We start from the raw sequence: 14,576 nt of genomic DNA on the forward strand, positions 1-14,576 counted from the left end.
GGAGAACGCGACGTGCCGTACGATTGACATGATTTTATAGTCGCGCTATGCTAAGTGAAACGTTTCGACGAAACGATTCGATAAATAGCGGATAGAACGGCACAAGAGGGAGGCGAGACGCATGGCAGGCATCAAAGACGTGGCCCGCGAAGCGGGAGTTTCCGCCAGCACCGTCTCCTATGTACTATCCGGCAAGCGTTCAATCTCTGCGAAAACCACCGACAAAGTCATGGCCGCCGTAGAGAAGCTCGGTTACACTCCGGACGCCAGCGCCCGTAAGATGCGCGGCATGCGCAACCAGATCATCGCGTTGAGCGCCCCGATTCGAGGCGACATCAACCAGGCCAGGTACAACGCCTACTTCCTGCGCACCGCATGGGCCGCAAGGAATGCAGGGTATGACGTGATGTTGCTGACCGGTCCGGATGCAGTGAAGGATATCCGCCGCGTGACGCAAAGCAATCTTGCGGATGGCATCGTGCTGCTCGACGTAGAGCAGGATGACGAGCGCGCCGCTCAATCCGGCACTTTTTCCAAGCCGTGCGTGGCTATCGGCTATCCGTCGTCGCACGCCGGCTGCGCCTGCGTGGACATCGATTTCGCGCTGATGGGCCGCAAGGCCGTCGACTTCCTGTACGAGAAGGGACACCGCACCATCGTGTTCCTGCGCAACAACGAATCCGACTACAACCGCCATTCCGGTTACGTCGTCATCTTCCGCGAAAGCCTGCTGGCGCACGCGAAGGAGCTCGGCATGACGGTCATCGAATCCGAACATTACGAAGCGGACAGCTTCGACGCGCAGCACTTCGTCAGCACCGTCTTCGCGCACCCCGACCGCCCGACCGCCATCATCAACCAAGCGAACGCAAGCGTCCTCAGCCAGGTGCTGATGGCGTTGCACAACGCGGGCATGTCGATTCCGCAGGACGTTTCGGTCCTGTCGTGCGGCACGTATTTCGAAGGCGAGCCGACGCGCTTCCCCATCACCGAAATGCCGGTCATGCCGGAGGAGCTGTGCGCCGAAGCCATGAACCTGTTGGTCTCCGCCATCGAGGAGCACACCGACATCAAAGGTTCCGTGGAACTCATCGAACCCGCGCTGAAGCGACGCGGATCCGTTGCGGAAGCGGGGTCCGGCGGAACAATATAGATTTTCCTGCGATTACCGGAAGGCAGAGCGGCCGGACGGAATCGCAAGGCAACATAATTTCATACGGATAATCGAAACGTTTCAATGACGATATAACGGTCTCCGAAGAAACCGAACAAACGAACAAGCCGGGCGAAATCCGGCGAATCCAAACGGACCGCGGAATCGCACGCACGTCATCGAAACGTTTCAATACAACCAGATGTGAGCCGTGCCGCAGGGCGCGCCTCAAGAAGGAAACAAGGAGAATAGCAATGAACATCAAACGAGGACTGGCCACGCTGGCCATCGCAGCACTGTCGCTGACCTCCCTCGCCGCATGTGGTAGCGATACCGCACAGGACGAGGAAAAGCCGGACAGCCTGTCGTTCTGGTATTACGAAGAGGACGACGCAGGCCAGACTCAGGCTTGGCGTCGCGCGGCCAAGGCCTTCGAAAAAGAGACCGGCGTCAAGATCAACTTCGAGCGCAAGTCCTTCACCCAGATCGCGCAGAACGGCAGCCAATTCCTGAACTCCGACGAAGCCCCGGACCTCATGGAATCCAACCGCGGCAACGGCTCCGCCGGCGTGCTCTCCACCATGGGCCTGCTCACCGACCTCGGCGACTATGTCAAGCAGTACGGCTGGGACAAGAAGGTGACCGGCGCAAACGCAGCAGTCGCCAAGTACGACGAGAACGGCATCATGGACGGCGATACCTGGTACGGTATGACCAGCTACGCTGAATTCCAGCGCGTCTACTACAACAAGGACCTGTTCGCCAAGTACAACATCAAGATTCCGACCACCTACGACGAGTTCGTGGACGCCTGCCAGAAGTTCGTGGACGCCGGCGTGACCCCGATTGCAGCCGACGCGCAGGAATACGGCGTGATGTGGCTGTGGTGGCAGCTCGTTTCCAAGAATGCCGACTCCAAGTTCATCGACAACTGGCAGCTGTACAGGGGTGACGTCGACTGGAATTCCAAAGTGCTGACCAACTCCGTCAAGACCATCAACGAGTGGCTTGACAAGGGCTTCATCTCCCGCAACGCCACTGGCATGAAGGCCGAGGACACCACGCAGGCCTTCATCAAGGACGAATATCCGATCTACCAGACTGGTACTTGGAACCAGGGCCGTTTCGTCAAGCAGATCAAGTCGTTCGATTGGGACGCGGCCGTCATGCCGGAATCCAACTACGCAGTCGGCTGCGCAGGCAACCTGCTGGTGATTCCTGAGAAGTCGCACCACAAGGATCTGTCCGCCAAGTTCATCGACTACGTCCTCTCCGATGATGTGCAGAACTTCCTCGGCAACGCAGGCGGCATTCCGGTAGCGGCAGACACCAGCAAGATCACCGACGCGAAGAGCAAGGCCATGATCGAGGAATACGATTCCTACGCCAAGGACGGCAAGCTCAGCTACTACCCGGATTACGCGGCCTCCAACCTCACCGACGCGGTTCCAGCGGAGTTCCAGGAGCTGGTCAACGGCACCAAGAAGCCGGCAGACGTGCTCAAGAACATCCACGAGAAGTACGACACCGGCATCGAGGACATGGGCGTCAAGAACAACTAAAAACAACCGATCCTTCCTTTCCATTCCAACTCCAATAATGGTGCGGCCCGTCTTCGGGCGGACCGCACCAACCCTTTCCTCCCCCATACATTCCGCACGTCGCATCGCGCCAAATCGTGCGTCATCACAGAACAATCCATCGGAAATCCCTCGGATCATCAATATTTCAAAGGACTTGCAATGTCTCAAAAGACCAAGCACGAAGCCTCCATGTCGAGACTTCCCGGCAACCGCTCCGCGAAATTCGTTCCATACCTCATCCCCGGCCTCATCGGTCTGTTCGCGGTAGTTGTTGTTCCGTTCATCTGGAACATCTACCTGAGCTTCACCCGCTGGCGTGGCGTCGGTCCCGTCAAGTGGGTCGGCCTGAAAAACTGGAAACGCCTGTTCTCCGATTCGACGTTCTGGATTTCCTTCGCTAACTCGTTCTGGATCATCGTGGCTATCGTGGTCATCCCTACCATCCTCGGCCTGTTCATCTCGTCTCTGCTCACCGACGTGATCCAAAAGAAGTTCGGCGGCAAAACCGCTTCCTTCCTGCGCGCGCTGTTCTATTTGCCGCAGCTGCTTCCGGTGGCCGTCGCCGCAATCATCATGGGCTGGATCTTCCGCCCGGAGGACGGTGCCGTCAACGCACTGCTCGCCAAGATCGGCTTGGGTGCATTGCAGCACAACTGGCTGGGCAGCCCTGACAGCGCACTGCCGATCCTCATGTTCATCCTGGTGTGGATCCAGCTCGGCTACCCGATCGTCATCTTCATGTCGGGCCTGCAGCGCGTCGATCCGGAACTCTACGAGGCCGCAGGTCTTGACGGCGCCAACTGGTGGCAGAAGTTCCGCGTGGTCACCCTGCCGTCCATCATCCCTGAACTGCTGGTGGTCATCCTCACCGCAACCATCGGCGCACTGAAGACCTTCGCTCCGGTCTACCTGCTCACCAAGGGCGGTCCGGGCACCTCCACCACGGTTCCGTCGTACTACTCCTACAACCAGTTCTTCCAGGTGCAGCAGGTGGGCTACGGTGCCGCAATCTCCACAGCGCTGACTGTGGTAATCATCGTCTTCTCCATCGTGTTCACCCTCGTGCAGAAGCACGTCGAGAAGGAACTCGTCTGAGAGAAAACCCGAAAAACAATCGCAAGAACATACTAAAAATCCGAAAAGCAAAGGTGCCATCATGACTTATTCCATGTCCACGGCCGCCGCGCGCAAGGCCTCGAAGAAAACGCAGCACGTGCGTTCCGCAGGTGACTGGATCACCCTGATCCTGCTCGTCGCCGGAGCTCTGCTCGTCCTGTTCCCGCTGCTCGTCCTGACCGTCAACGCGTTCAAGACCTCCGCCGATTACAACGCCACCGGCCCGCTCTCCCTGCCGAAGCACTTCACCATGGAAGGCATCATCTCCTTCTGGACTACCACCAACTTCCCGCTGAAGTTCTGGAACAGCTTCATCATCTCCCTAGTGGTGGCTGTCGCGGCGGTCGTGCTGTCGGTGCTCAACTCCTTCGCGCTCGGCATCGGCAAGGTCAAGGGCAACACCTGGATCGTGCTCGGCATCATGCTCGCCAACATGATGCCGCAGGAAGCGCTGCTCTACCCGCTGTACACCATGTTCAAGCAGGTCGGTCTGTACAACACCAAACTCGCGATCATCATCATCTTCACCATCATCCAAAGCGCCTACGGCACCTATCTGCTGTCCTCCGTATACGGCACGTTCCCGCAGGCCATCCTTGAGGCCGCGGCCATCGACGGCGCCTCTCGCTGGCAAATCCTGCGCAAGGTGGTGCTGCCAATTTCTTGGCCGACCATCAGCGTGCTGTTCGTGTTCTTCTTCGTGTGGACGTGGAACGAATACATGATTCCGATGGCGTTCCTCATGAGCGATGACGTACAGACCATTCCGCTGGCACTCGCCACCCTGCAGGGCCAGCGCACCATGGAAGCGACCACGCTGGCATCGGCTTCGCTGCTGAGCATCATCCCGACCATCATCTTCTTCATCATCTTCCAGCGCAAGCTGTCGCAGGGTATCACCGCCGGTGCAGTGAAGTAACGCGACCCAACAACGCTGGGATGTTGTGAAATAACGCAAAAACAGATACAACCGGCCGCGGCGGCTTTCAGCACCGTAGCCGGCATTATCGACGCGCCCACTGCAAGGGGGATCTACGATAGTCGGTAGTGGTAGGCGGCGCACCCATTTCCGCGTTTCCCAAGCTGTTTAACAAAGGAGAGAACAATGAATACTATGGCGACTTCCGGTTTCGGCAACGGTGCCCTCGATTCGCTAGCAATCGCGACGGACCACGGCCGTACACGTTGCGTCAACGCCGAAAACCCGACCGGCGGCAAGGGCACTGCAGCCACCGCTGCCAGCGCGCTCGGCCCGTCACGTAAGGGCAGCCCTTGCATCCAGACGATCAAGGCGGGCGATTCGGTCACGCTGATGGACGTCGATGGCCCGGGCGTGATTCGCCACATTTGGATGACGGTCACCGACCGCACTTCCCCGACCGGTCCGAACGTACTGCGCAATCTCATCCTCGAATTCTATTGGGATGGCGAGGAGACGCCGTCCGTGCAGTGCCCGATCGGCGATTTCTTCTGCTGCGGTCACGCACAGGCCTGCCGTATCAATTCCATCCCGATCATGGTGGTGCCAAATCGAGGTTTCAACTGCTATTTCGCCATGCCGTTCGAGCACGCGCGCATTGTGCTGCGCAACGATCACAACGAGGACGTGCCGGCCTTCTTCTACCAAATCGACTACACGGAATACGACGCGCTGCCAGCCGATGCGATGCGCTTCCATGCGCAGTGGCGCCGCGAACGCGTCACCGAAATTGCCCGTGACTACACGATTCTCGACAATGTGCACGGCCATGGCGCGTACATCGGCACCTACCTTGCGCTGACCGCGCTGGAAAGCCGCTGGTGGGGCGAAGGCGAAGTCAAAATGTACATCGACGGCGATGAACAGTACCCGACGTGGTGCAGCACCGGAGCGGAAGACTACTTCGGCGGCGCGTGGAGTTTCGCCGACTTCGACGAGCACGGCCGCATGCGCGAGAACACGTTCACCGGACCGTACCTGGGATTCCCGTTCTATTCGCAACGCCTCGCCGCGCACCGCGAAAGCGACTACTGGGATGTGGCCACACCCGTCATGCGCGGCCTGTACCGCTGGCACATTCCGGATCCGATTTATTTCGATTCTGACCTGCGCGTCACCTGGCAGCAGATCGGCACCGAGGAAGCCGGCAATTTCGAGCGGCAGGATGACGTCGCGTCGGTGGCATACTGGTACCAGCTTGAACCGCACACGCCGTTCGATCCAATCGGTGACCGTCACTTCCGTCAGCCCCGCTGATTTACGATTATTCCGCTGATTTACGCCGATATCGCCGTATCGTGCGTTGACATGGGAATGGATATGTTCCGTCTCGTGTCAGCGTACGATACGGCGATTGTGTTGTTATGCGGGCACAGTAATCACATTTTCTTCAAGATAACCCGATGATTTTACAATAGAAATGACGATTGCGGCATGCCAGACGCATACCGACGTGCGTATAGTAAAGGCACAACAGAAAAACAACAGAAGAACGAAGAACAAGAAAAACAACACAATAGCGACGCACCGCACGATGTAGAGAAGAAAAAAAGAAGCAAGAAACCAGGCGGTCGTCCGAAAGGAAACATCATGAAGAACAACGACACTTTCAACCAGATCCTCAACTCCAACCTCGCTTCCATCGATCCGGGCTTCGGCCAGTTCGCACTTGCCAAGGCTTCCGCTGATCTGATGAAGAAGGTCCTCAACAAGTAAGACCTTCAAGCAGGAAGGCAAGCCGAACCGCGTCAGGCCATCTCTTTGAAACAGACCGCGTGAGGCAAGGCACCGCCGCAGCGAACGCTGCGGCACCGATTCTCTTCTTTCCGATTTTTTAAATCGCATAGCGGGAGGCCGCGATCCAACCGAATCGCGGCCTCCCGCTTTTTCATACGCGCACATGCACCCCTGTCTTGCCGGCAATGTCCATTATTTGTGCCACACAATCACGCCAATACATCGCTTTCCGTTAACTTCGCACGAACTTAACAGCAACTTACCAGCGAACTTAACAGATGCGAAGTTGCTGTTAAGTTATGTTAAGTTGTCTGGCAAGTTCGGTGGCGTATCTACCGCACGCCACCTGCGCAGCGCAACCGCTACAGTTCCTCCATCGCAAGATTGCGGGCTGCGGCGCGTTCGCGGGGGCCGCGCGTCACGTAGAAACCAATCGCCACAATTACGAACATCACCGTGCAGCAGGTCCACAGCACGTGACTGCCGAACGCGTTCAAAATCCAGCCTCCGACAAGCGGCGAAAACGCGTTGGATAGCGACCACACCAGGTTGTACAAGCCCTGATACGTGCCGCGTACATCCTTCGGCGCGATATTCGCCACCGTCGTAGCGGCAATCGGGAATGTGCCAAGCTCGCCGAGCGTCCACAGCACGGTCGCAATCGCGAACGTCACCCACGAATCGGCGCCGATTTGGAACGCATAGCCAACCGCAGTAATGGACATGCCCAGCACCAGCACACGGGTGTTGCTCATCCGCTGGAACAGCGCGATCGCAGGAATCTGCAGCAAACACAGAATGCCTCCGTTGATGGTCAGCAGGCTGGAATATTCGTCCGTACCAAGCCCAATCTGCGTCATCGAAATCGGAAGTCCGCTGACAATCTGGTAATACGCCAGCGTGTACAGGAACATCAGCACCACCATCGACATGAGCGCTTTGTCGGTGCAGGCACGACGATAGCTGCGCCAAATGGAGAATTTCGATTGCTGCGATTGAGCCGTTTGCGCAGTGCCAGAACGTTCCACGAAGCGTTTCACAGACCGTCCGACACCGTGCACGCCCAGCCCGGCCTCTTTGAAGAATGCCATCATCAGCAACGTAGCGAATACCAACACAGCCGCTTCCGCATAGAACATCAGCGAATAGGAGATTTTGACAAGCTGGTTGGCGATGATCGGGCCGATAGCGAAGCCGAAATTCGCAGCCCATGTTTGCAGCGAATACGCACGCTTCTGCTTGCGAAACGGCACCACGTCGGAAACGTAAGCCGCGACCGCAGGCGTCGGCATAGATGAAATCGCACCGTATATCAGCAACGTAATCGCCATAATCCAAGGATTGCCGATACAAGCCAACAAAACCAGCATCACCGCGGAACCGAGATTGCCGATAACAATCATCGCGGGGCGCCCGAATCGGTCAGACAGCGCACCACCGTACAGGCAGCCGAAAATACCGCCGAAACCGTACATGGAGACGATAGTGCCAGCCACGCCCGCGCTCACATGCATGTCGGAAACGAGGTACATGGAGAGGAACGACGTGACGAAGCGGCCCATCCACAGAATAAGCAGCGTGACCCACAGACCCCAGAACATGAGGGGCAATCCGAAAATCTCTTTGTTCTTCTCCATTCTTGCCATCATATCGAGCAATATCGAGCAGACGCGAAGCCGCCGCCTTTTCCCGGGGTGCTGGGACAATGGACAACTATGGCAATGAAAAAAGGACCGACCAAGGGGTCGGGCGGAAAGCATCGTAACGCGCTGAAGGGCAAGGGGCCGACTCCCAAGGCCGAAGATCGCGTATATCACAAGGCTTACAAGGCGAAGAAGGCGGCGGATCGCCGCAAGATGGCCGATCCGCGACTGGCGGCACGTCGTCGCGTGGCGAAGTTCACTTCGGAATCCGACGATCTGGTCATCGGCCGTAACGCGGTGCTTGAGGCGCTGCGTTGTGGCGTGCCGGCAACCACGCTGTATGTGGCGGCACGTATCGAGCATGACGATCGCACGCGCGAAATCGTGCGTCTCGCCGGCATCCACGGACTGCATCTGCTGGAAGCCGACAGGCTCGAAATGGACCGTATCGCACGCTCGTCGAACCATCAGGGCGTGGTGCTGAAGGCGCAACCGTTCCAGTATTCCTCGCTGGCAGAGCTCGTGGACCGCGCCGATAAGAAGGCGCGTGCCATGGAAGCAGCCGATTCGGAAAGCGCGCGCATCGCGGCACGTCCGCTGTTCATCGCACTGGACGGCGTCACCGATCCGCAGAACCTCGGCGCGGTCATCCGTTCCGCGGCCGCATTCGGCGCGAACGGCGTGATTCTGCCGGAACGTCGTTCCGCTTCGGTCACCGCCGCCGCATGGAAGGTGTCGGCGGGCGCCGCCGCGCATATGCCAGTGGCTCGCGTGGTGAATCTGACGAAGGCGATCGAAAGCCTGAAGGAACGCGGCTACTACAGCGTCGGTCTTGACGGCGGCGGCGATGCGCTCGTCGGCGAAACCGGTTTCGAAACCGATCCGCTGGTGGTTGTGCTCGGCTCGGAAGGCAACGGCCTGAGCCGTCTGGTACGAGAGGCTTGCGATTCCATCGCCGGCATTCCGATGTCGAATATGGTCGAGTCGCTGAACGCGTCCGTCGCGGCCGGCATCACGCTGTACGCCGTGGCGCGCGCACGTCGTGAAGCGGCTGCCGCAGCCAAGTAATCGTTATATATTTGCGATACATACAAAGAAGCTCAAGCTTTTCCAGCTTGAGCTTCTTTTGTTTTCCTGAGCTTTTCTTGTGTTAGAGGCTCCAGCAATTACGGACCATGCTAACGTGCAGAATCAGTGGCTCCACACCGCCGCGTCGGGATCGTCGTCGGGGTTGTAGCCGTCGTCATCGGGATCGTTGTACGTGTATTCGTCGTCGATCACGCCGGAATCGGCTTCGTCGTTCAACACGTCCAAATCCTTCTGATCGAGCTTGTACTGCGGCAGCACGTTCTCCACATAGCTCTTCACGGCTTCGGTCATGGACACGTCGTGGCCGGCCTTCTCCGCAAGGAACCAACGATGGTCGAGTACCTCATGGAAGAACTGCGCCGGCTCAATCTGGGAGCGGTATTCGTGCGGAATCATGCGCACGGTCGGCTCGAACACCTCGCGCATCCAGTCGGTGGCCACGATTTCGAGATCCTCGCCATCACGCCACGTGGAGGTGCGGTAGGCGTCCAGATCGTTGAGCAGACGGCGGGCCTGGTTCTCCTGCACGTCAAGACCGGTCAGTCGCAGCAGCTTGCGGTTGGCGTAGCCGGCGTCCACCACGCGCGGACGCACCAGCACGCGCTTGCCGTCCTCGGCGGTCTTCATTTCCAGCTCGTCCACGTCGAAGCCCAGTTCGTTGAGCTTGTTGACGCGCTTTTCGATCTTCCACATCTCGTCCGGGCTGAACTTGTCGGTGTCGGTCAGCGCGCTCCACAGCGAATGGTAGCGGTCCACCAGGCGGTTTCCGATTTCGATTTCGTCCACGTTGCTCGGCAGCAATGCGCCGGAAGACAGATCCATCAGTTCGCCGATGATGTTCGTACGGGCCAAATCCACATCGTATTCACGCTGGCCTTCGGTGAGGTTCACCTGCAGATCGCCGGTTTCGGCGTCCACCAGGAACGCGGAGAAAGCGTCGGCGTCACGCAGGAACAGCACGTTAGACAGGGACACATCGCCCCAATAGAAGCCGGCCAGGTGCAGACGCACCATCAGCACGGCAAGCGCGTCGATGAGTCGTTCGGCGGTGTCGGGACGCAGGTTGCGGGCGAACAGCGCGCGGTACGGCAGCGAGAATTTCAGATGCTTGGTGACCAGGATGGCTTCCAGCGGCTCACCTTGCGCATTATGGCGGCCGGTGACCACGGCGATCGGCTGCACGGTAGGCAGTTCCAGCTTCTGCAGTCGGCGCAGCAGCTCGTATTCGCGTTCCGCCACGTTGCGTGTGATTTCCTTCATGGCGTAGACTTCGTCGCCCACGTGCACGAAACGCACCACGTGCCTGGAGATGCCTCGCGGCAGGTTGACCAGCAGGTCCTCAGGCCATGTTGCCAGCGGCTTCTCCCACGGCAGCGTGAACATCTTCGGATTCGAGCTCGCCGCGGTGATCTTCAACGCCTGCGGCTCCGGGCTCTGCGCTGCGGGGTCCTCGGCCTTCACGGAAGTGGCCTTAAGCACACGGGGATCCATCTGTGGCAATTCATGTGATTCCATAGCTCTTCAATTTACCCGCTGACCTACCCACGGCAGGCGGCAAAGGGACTACGAGTGTCACGATGAGAACAGCGGGAAAAGAAAAGCCCCGCACCAACGCGGGGCTTTTCCAACGAGACAATAAGAGAGGAAAGAGAATGTCTCGTTTAATGGTTGACGGACGTTTGCACATCCGCCAAGTATTGGTTCAACCACCCGCCAAGCGTTCCATAAGGAACGCCCGACGGTTGGTTACTCGTTATCGTCTCAGTTCAGACGCAGCTCAGTGGACGGAGCGAACAGGTGCATCTTGGACGGGTCGATCTTGATCTTGACGGTATCGCCGACCTTCGGAAGAGCACGCGGGTTCACGCGAATCGTGGTGAGCTTGTTCTGATCGGACATCATGGTGGACGCCTCAGCAGCGGAGCCATCGGTGATGATGTTGCCGTAGATGTAGCCGTCGGAGCCCAGATCCTCAACGTTCATGACCTTGAGGGAGAAGGCGTTGGCCTCATCCGGGGCAGCCAGGGAGGCGTCTTCCGGACGGAAGCCGACCACAATCTGGCCGTTGTCTTCGGCGGTGAGCTTGTTGACGGCCTCAGTCGGCAGATCCACGGTGTCCTCGCCGATCTTTGCCTTGCCGTTGACCACCGGGTGGGTGTTGATGTTCATCGACGGGGAGCCGATGAAGCCAGCGACGAAGACGTTGGCCGGACGATCGTACAGCTCAGTCGGAGCGCCGACCTGCTGCAGAATGCCGAGCTTGATGACGGCGATACGATCACCCATGGTCAGAGCTTCGGTCTGATCGTGGGTCACGTACAGGGTGGTGACACCCAGCTGACGCTGCAGAGCAGCGATCTGGGTACGGGTCTGCACACGGAGCTTGGCGTCGAGGTTGGACAGCGGCTCATCCATGAGGAAGACCTTCGGCTCACGGACGATTGCACGGCCCATAGCCACGCGCTGACGCTGACCACCAGACAGAGCCTTCGGCTTACGATCGAGGTACTCGGTCAGGTCGAGGATCTCAGCGGCCTTCTCGACGCGCTTGCGGATCTCTTCCTTCGGGGTGCCGGCGATCTTCAGGGCGAAGCCCATGTTGTCGGCGACGGTCATGTGCGGATACAGAGCGTAGTTCTGGAACACCATTGCGATGTCGCGGTCCTTCGGCTGCATCGTGGTGACGTCCTTGCCGCCGATGAGGATGCGTCCCTTGTTGACCTCTTCGAGGCCTGCGAGCATACGCAGGGTCGTAGACTTACCGCAACCAGACGGGCCGACCAGCACCAGGAATTCGCCATCCTTGATGTCGAGGTTCAGATCATCCACAGACGGCTTGTCATTGCCCGGGTAGATACGAGTAACATGGTCGAATACGACTTCTGCCATGATTTGTCATCCTTTCAGAGGCAGGTACGTGCCTCACGATCCGTTGTAAAGGGATTTTTGTTCGGTGCCCATCCTCGCGGCTTACTACTTTGACAAAGCCACAATTCAAAGCGTTTACTTATTGGTTGGTTTAGCGAAGATCTCTTCGTTGAGCCATGACCTACTATACACACCCAAACCGAATCGTCAATGCGTGTCGCGGGTTTTCACCGCTCAAAACAGTCTATTAGGGGGTTATCATCCCCTCAAATCGATGGTTTTTCATCACAATATCCTCATTCCGCGAGAGAATGGACGGTAGTCTGAACGGTGAGACGTGGAGGTTCATCGTGCGCAATATCCGAATCGGAGTCGTCGAGGACGACCCTGCAAGCTGCCAATTGGTACTCGATTACCTCAATCGCTACCAAAGCGAGACCGGCGAGCAATTCACCGTCTCCGTATTCGACGACGGCGCGCGCATCGTGGAGAAATATGCCCCCGTTTACGACATTCTGCTGCTCGATATTGAAATGAAGGAGATAGACGGCATGGCCGCCGCCCGCCGCATCCGCGAACGCGACGACAACGTCGTGATCATCTTCATCACCGCGGCCCCGCAATACGCCATCAGCGGCTACGAAGTGCGCGCCCTGTCCTACCTGCTCAAACCGCTGCCATGGTTCGCGTTCTCGCAGGAGCTCAAGAAATCGATCGACATGGTGCGCCGCAACGGCGACGATTCCATGCTCATCGAAACCGGCAAGGGGCAGATGAGGATGAATCTCACGGACATCCTTTATCTCGAGTCGATCCGGCACACCATCGTCATCCACACGCTTGACGGCAAATACTCTATCAACGGCACACTCAAAGACATGGAAGCCAAGCTCGCCGACCGGCACTTCTTCCGCTCGAACTCCTGCTATCTGGTCAATCTCAAGCATGTGACGGGCGTTGCCGACCAGGATTGCATCATGTCCGACGACGAGCGGCTGCGCGTGAGCAGACCACGGAAGAAAGCGTTCCTCGCCGCCTTGGCCGACTACATGGGCGGCGGCCGATGATCACCAACGCGCTGCCCGACATCCCCCGTTCGTACACCGCCATCTGCGAATGGGCGGCATGCGTGGTGTATATCGCGGTACTGTTCCGCCGCGTGCCGCCGCGCCGCTCCGTCGTTGTGAGCGCAATCGGACTGGCGGCGCTCATCGCCGTGCAGTATTTCGACGGCAGCATGCCGATCTGGTTTTGGATCGTCGGCATGCTGCTCGCCTTCGGCTGCATGTACCTGACGATTCTGTTCGGCGCCGGCACCGGCAAACGCGAAGGACTGTACATCACGGCGCGCGCGTTCGTACTGGCCGAACTGGTGGCGTCGCTGCATTGGCAGATCGTCACGTTCATCGGCATGCGCAACGGCCGATTCGCGGATTACGATTGGCATGCCGTCTTACTGCTCGTTGCCACCTACGCATTGTGTTTCGGCCTGGCCTGGCTGGTAGAACGCGGCAATTTCAGCCAGACCGCGCCCACGTTGCCGACGGCTTCCGCGGCGACCGCGACGGTGGCCATCACGATCGTCACCTTCGCCATGAGCAACCTGAGCTTCATTTCGACCAATACGCCATTCTCCGGTTCGATGGGCCAGGAAATCTTCTACATCCGCACACTGGTGGATTTCTGCGGATTCGCGATTCTATACGCGCAACAGGAGCAGGCTCGGCGCATTGAAGCGAGCGCGGAAATCGCGTCAATCAACGCGCAGCTGGAAAGCCAACATCAGGAGTACCTGCAGTCGAAGGAGAACATCGAATCGCTTGGTCGGCTCGCGCACGATCTGAAGCATCAGATCGCGGCATTGCGTGCCGAAGTCGATCCGGAGCATGCGGCGGCAGGATTCGAGCAGTTGGAGAAGTCGGTGCAGCGCTACAGCGCCCAGCAGCATACCGGCAATCCCGTGCTTGACGTCATCCTCACCACAAAAGAGCGCACTTGCGCCGATCGCGGCATCAGTTTCACCGCCGTAGCGGATGGGTCGCTCTTATCCAACATGTCGTCGATGGATATCGCTTCGCTGTTCGGCAATGCGATCGACAATGCGATCGAAGCCACGTCGAAGCTGGCCGATCCGGAACAGCGGCTCATCAAACTGGCATTGTTCGAGCAGAATTCCTTCACCGTGGTCCGCATCGAGAATTATTACGATTCGCGGCTGAAGAAAGATGCCGAGGGCAATCTGCGCACCACGAAGCGCGATGACCAGCATCGGCATGGCTTCGGCGTGAAGTCGATTCGGCACATCGCGCAACAGTACGGCGGCGAGGTGACGATCCGCACCAACGACCACTGGTTCGTACTCACCGTGCTGCTTCCCCGTCAGACCGGCCTGATGGCCATGTGAGGAT

General features: G+C 58.4%; 12 protein-coding genes. 9 read left to right on the forward strand and 3 right to left on the reverse strand.

Annotated elements, in window-relative coordinates:
* Positions 1-121 precede the first annotated feature (121 nt).
* From BAD_RS08335 to BAD_RS09410, 6 genes are all read left to right on the forward strand, one after another.
* On the forward strand, positions 122-1,153 hold the full coding sequence (locus tag BAD_RS08335; protein ID WP_011743879.1) for a LacI family DNA-binding transcriptional regulator: 1,032 nt from the start codon (positions 122-124) through the stop codon (positions 1,151-1,153).
* Between the two features lie 254 nt (positions 1,154-1,407).
* Positions 1,408-2,715: an ABC transporter substrate-binding protein gene (locus BAD_RS08340; RefSeq protein ID WP_011743880.1), complete on the forward strand. Its 1,308-nt coding sequence runs from the start codon at positions 1,408-1,410 to the stop codon at positions 2,713-2,715.
* A gap of 180 nt (positions 2,716-2,895) precedes the next feature.
* The gene (locus BAD_RS08345; RefSeq protein WP_003806528.1) at positions 2,896-3,831 is read left to right on the forward strand and encodes a carbohydrate ABC transporter permease; all 936 of its coding nucleotides are present in this window, start codon (positions 2,896-2,898) and stop codon (positions 3,829-3,831) included.
* 61 nt (positions 3,832-3,892) lie between these two features.
* Positions 3,893-4,771, forward strand: coding sequence for a carbohydrate ABC transporter permease (locus tag BAD_RS08350; RefSeq protein ID WP_003806530.1), 879 nt, complete (start codon positions 3,893-3,895; stop codon positions 4,769-4,771).
* A 186-nt stretch (positions 4,772-4,957) separates the two neighbouring features.
* A complete protein-coding gene (locus BAD_RS08355) occupies positions 4,958-6,088 on the forward strand; it encodes a glycoside hydrolase family 172 protein (protein ID WP_011743881.1) in 1,131 nt (376 codons plus the stop codon).
* 333 nt (positions 6,089-6,421) lie between these two features.
* Positions 6,422-6,547, forward strand: a complete 126-nt coding sequence (locus tag BAD_RS09410; protein ID WP_256134736.1) for a hypothetical protein — start codon at positions 6,422-6,424, stop codon at positions 6,545-6,547.
* 383 nt (positions 6,548-6,930) lie between these two features.
* Here the strand turns inward: BAD_RS09410 and BAD_RS08360 are convergent, their stop codons facing one another.
* Positions 6,931-8,205 carry an MDR family MFS transporter gene (locus BAD_RS08360; RefSeq protein WP_041777446.1) on the reverse strand — a complete coding sequence of 425 codons (1,275 nt, stop codon included), beginning with the start codon at positions 8,203-8,205 and terminating at the stop codon, positions 6,931-6,933.
* A gap of 78 nt (positions 8,206-8,283) precedes the next feature.
* On the opposite strand from BAD_RS08360, the gene rlmB reads away from it, so the two are divergent.
* Entirely contained in the window at positions 8,284-9,279 is a 996-nt protein-coding gene (gene rlmB / locus BAD_RS08365) for a 23S rRNA (guanosine(2251)-2'-O)-methyltransferase RlmB (RefSeq protein WP_041777447.1), read from the forward strand.
* Positions 9,280-9,402: 123 nt separating this feature from the next.
* On the opposite strand, the gene BAD_RS08370 is transcribed toward rlmB, so the two are convergent.
* Positions 9,403-10,815 (reverse strand): DUF4032 domain-containing protein, encoded by a 1,413-nt coding sequence (locus tag BAD_RS08370; RefSeq protein ID WP_011743885.1) that lies wholly within the window; start codon positions 10,813-10,815, stop codon positions 9,403-9,405.
* A gap of 246 nt (positions 10,816-11,061) precedes the next feature.
* Positions 11,062-12,189, reverse strand: a complete 1,128-nt coding sequence (locus BAD_RS08375; RefSeq protein ID WP_003806539.1) for an ABC transporter ATP-binding protein — start codon at positions 12,187-12,189, stop codon at positions 11,062-11,064.
* Positions 12,190-12,479: 290 nt separating this feature from the next.
* Between BAD_RS08375 and BAD_RS08380 the strand changes: the two genes are divergently transcribed.
* The gene (locus tag BAD_RS08380) at positions 12,480-13,235 is read left to right on the forward strand and encodes a LytR/AlgR family response regulator transcription factor (RefSeq protein ID WP_011743886.1); all 756 of its coding nucleotides are present in this window, start codon (positions 12,480-12,482) and stop codon (positions 13,233-13,235) included.
* On the forward strand, positions 13,232-14,572 hold the full coding sequence (locus tag BAD_RS08385; RefSeq protein ID WP_011743887.1) for an ATP-binding protein: 1,341 nt from the start codon (positions 13,232-13,234) through the stop codon (positions 14,570-14,572). The genes BAD_RS08380 and BAD_RS08385 overlap by 4 nt, the downstream gene beginning before the upstream one ends.
* The last annotated feature ends 4 nt before the right edge of the window (positions 14,573-14,576 follow it).

It is taken from the genome of Bifidobacterium adolescentis ATCC 15703 (genome assembly GCF_000010425.1).
Taxonomy (GTDB): domain Bacteria; phylum Actinomycetota; class Actinomycetes; order Actinomycetales; family Bifidobacteriaceae; genus Bifidobacterium; species Bifidobacterium adolescentis.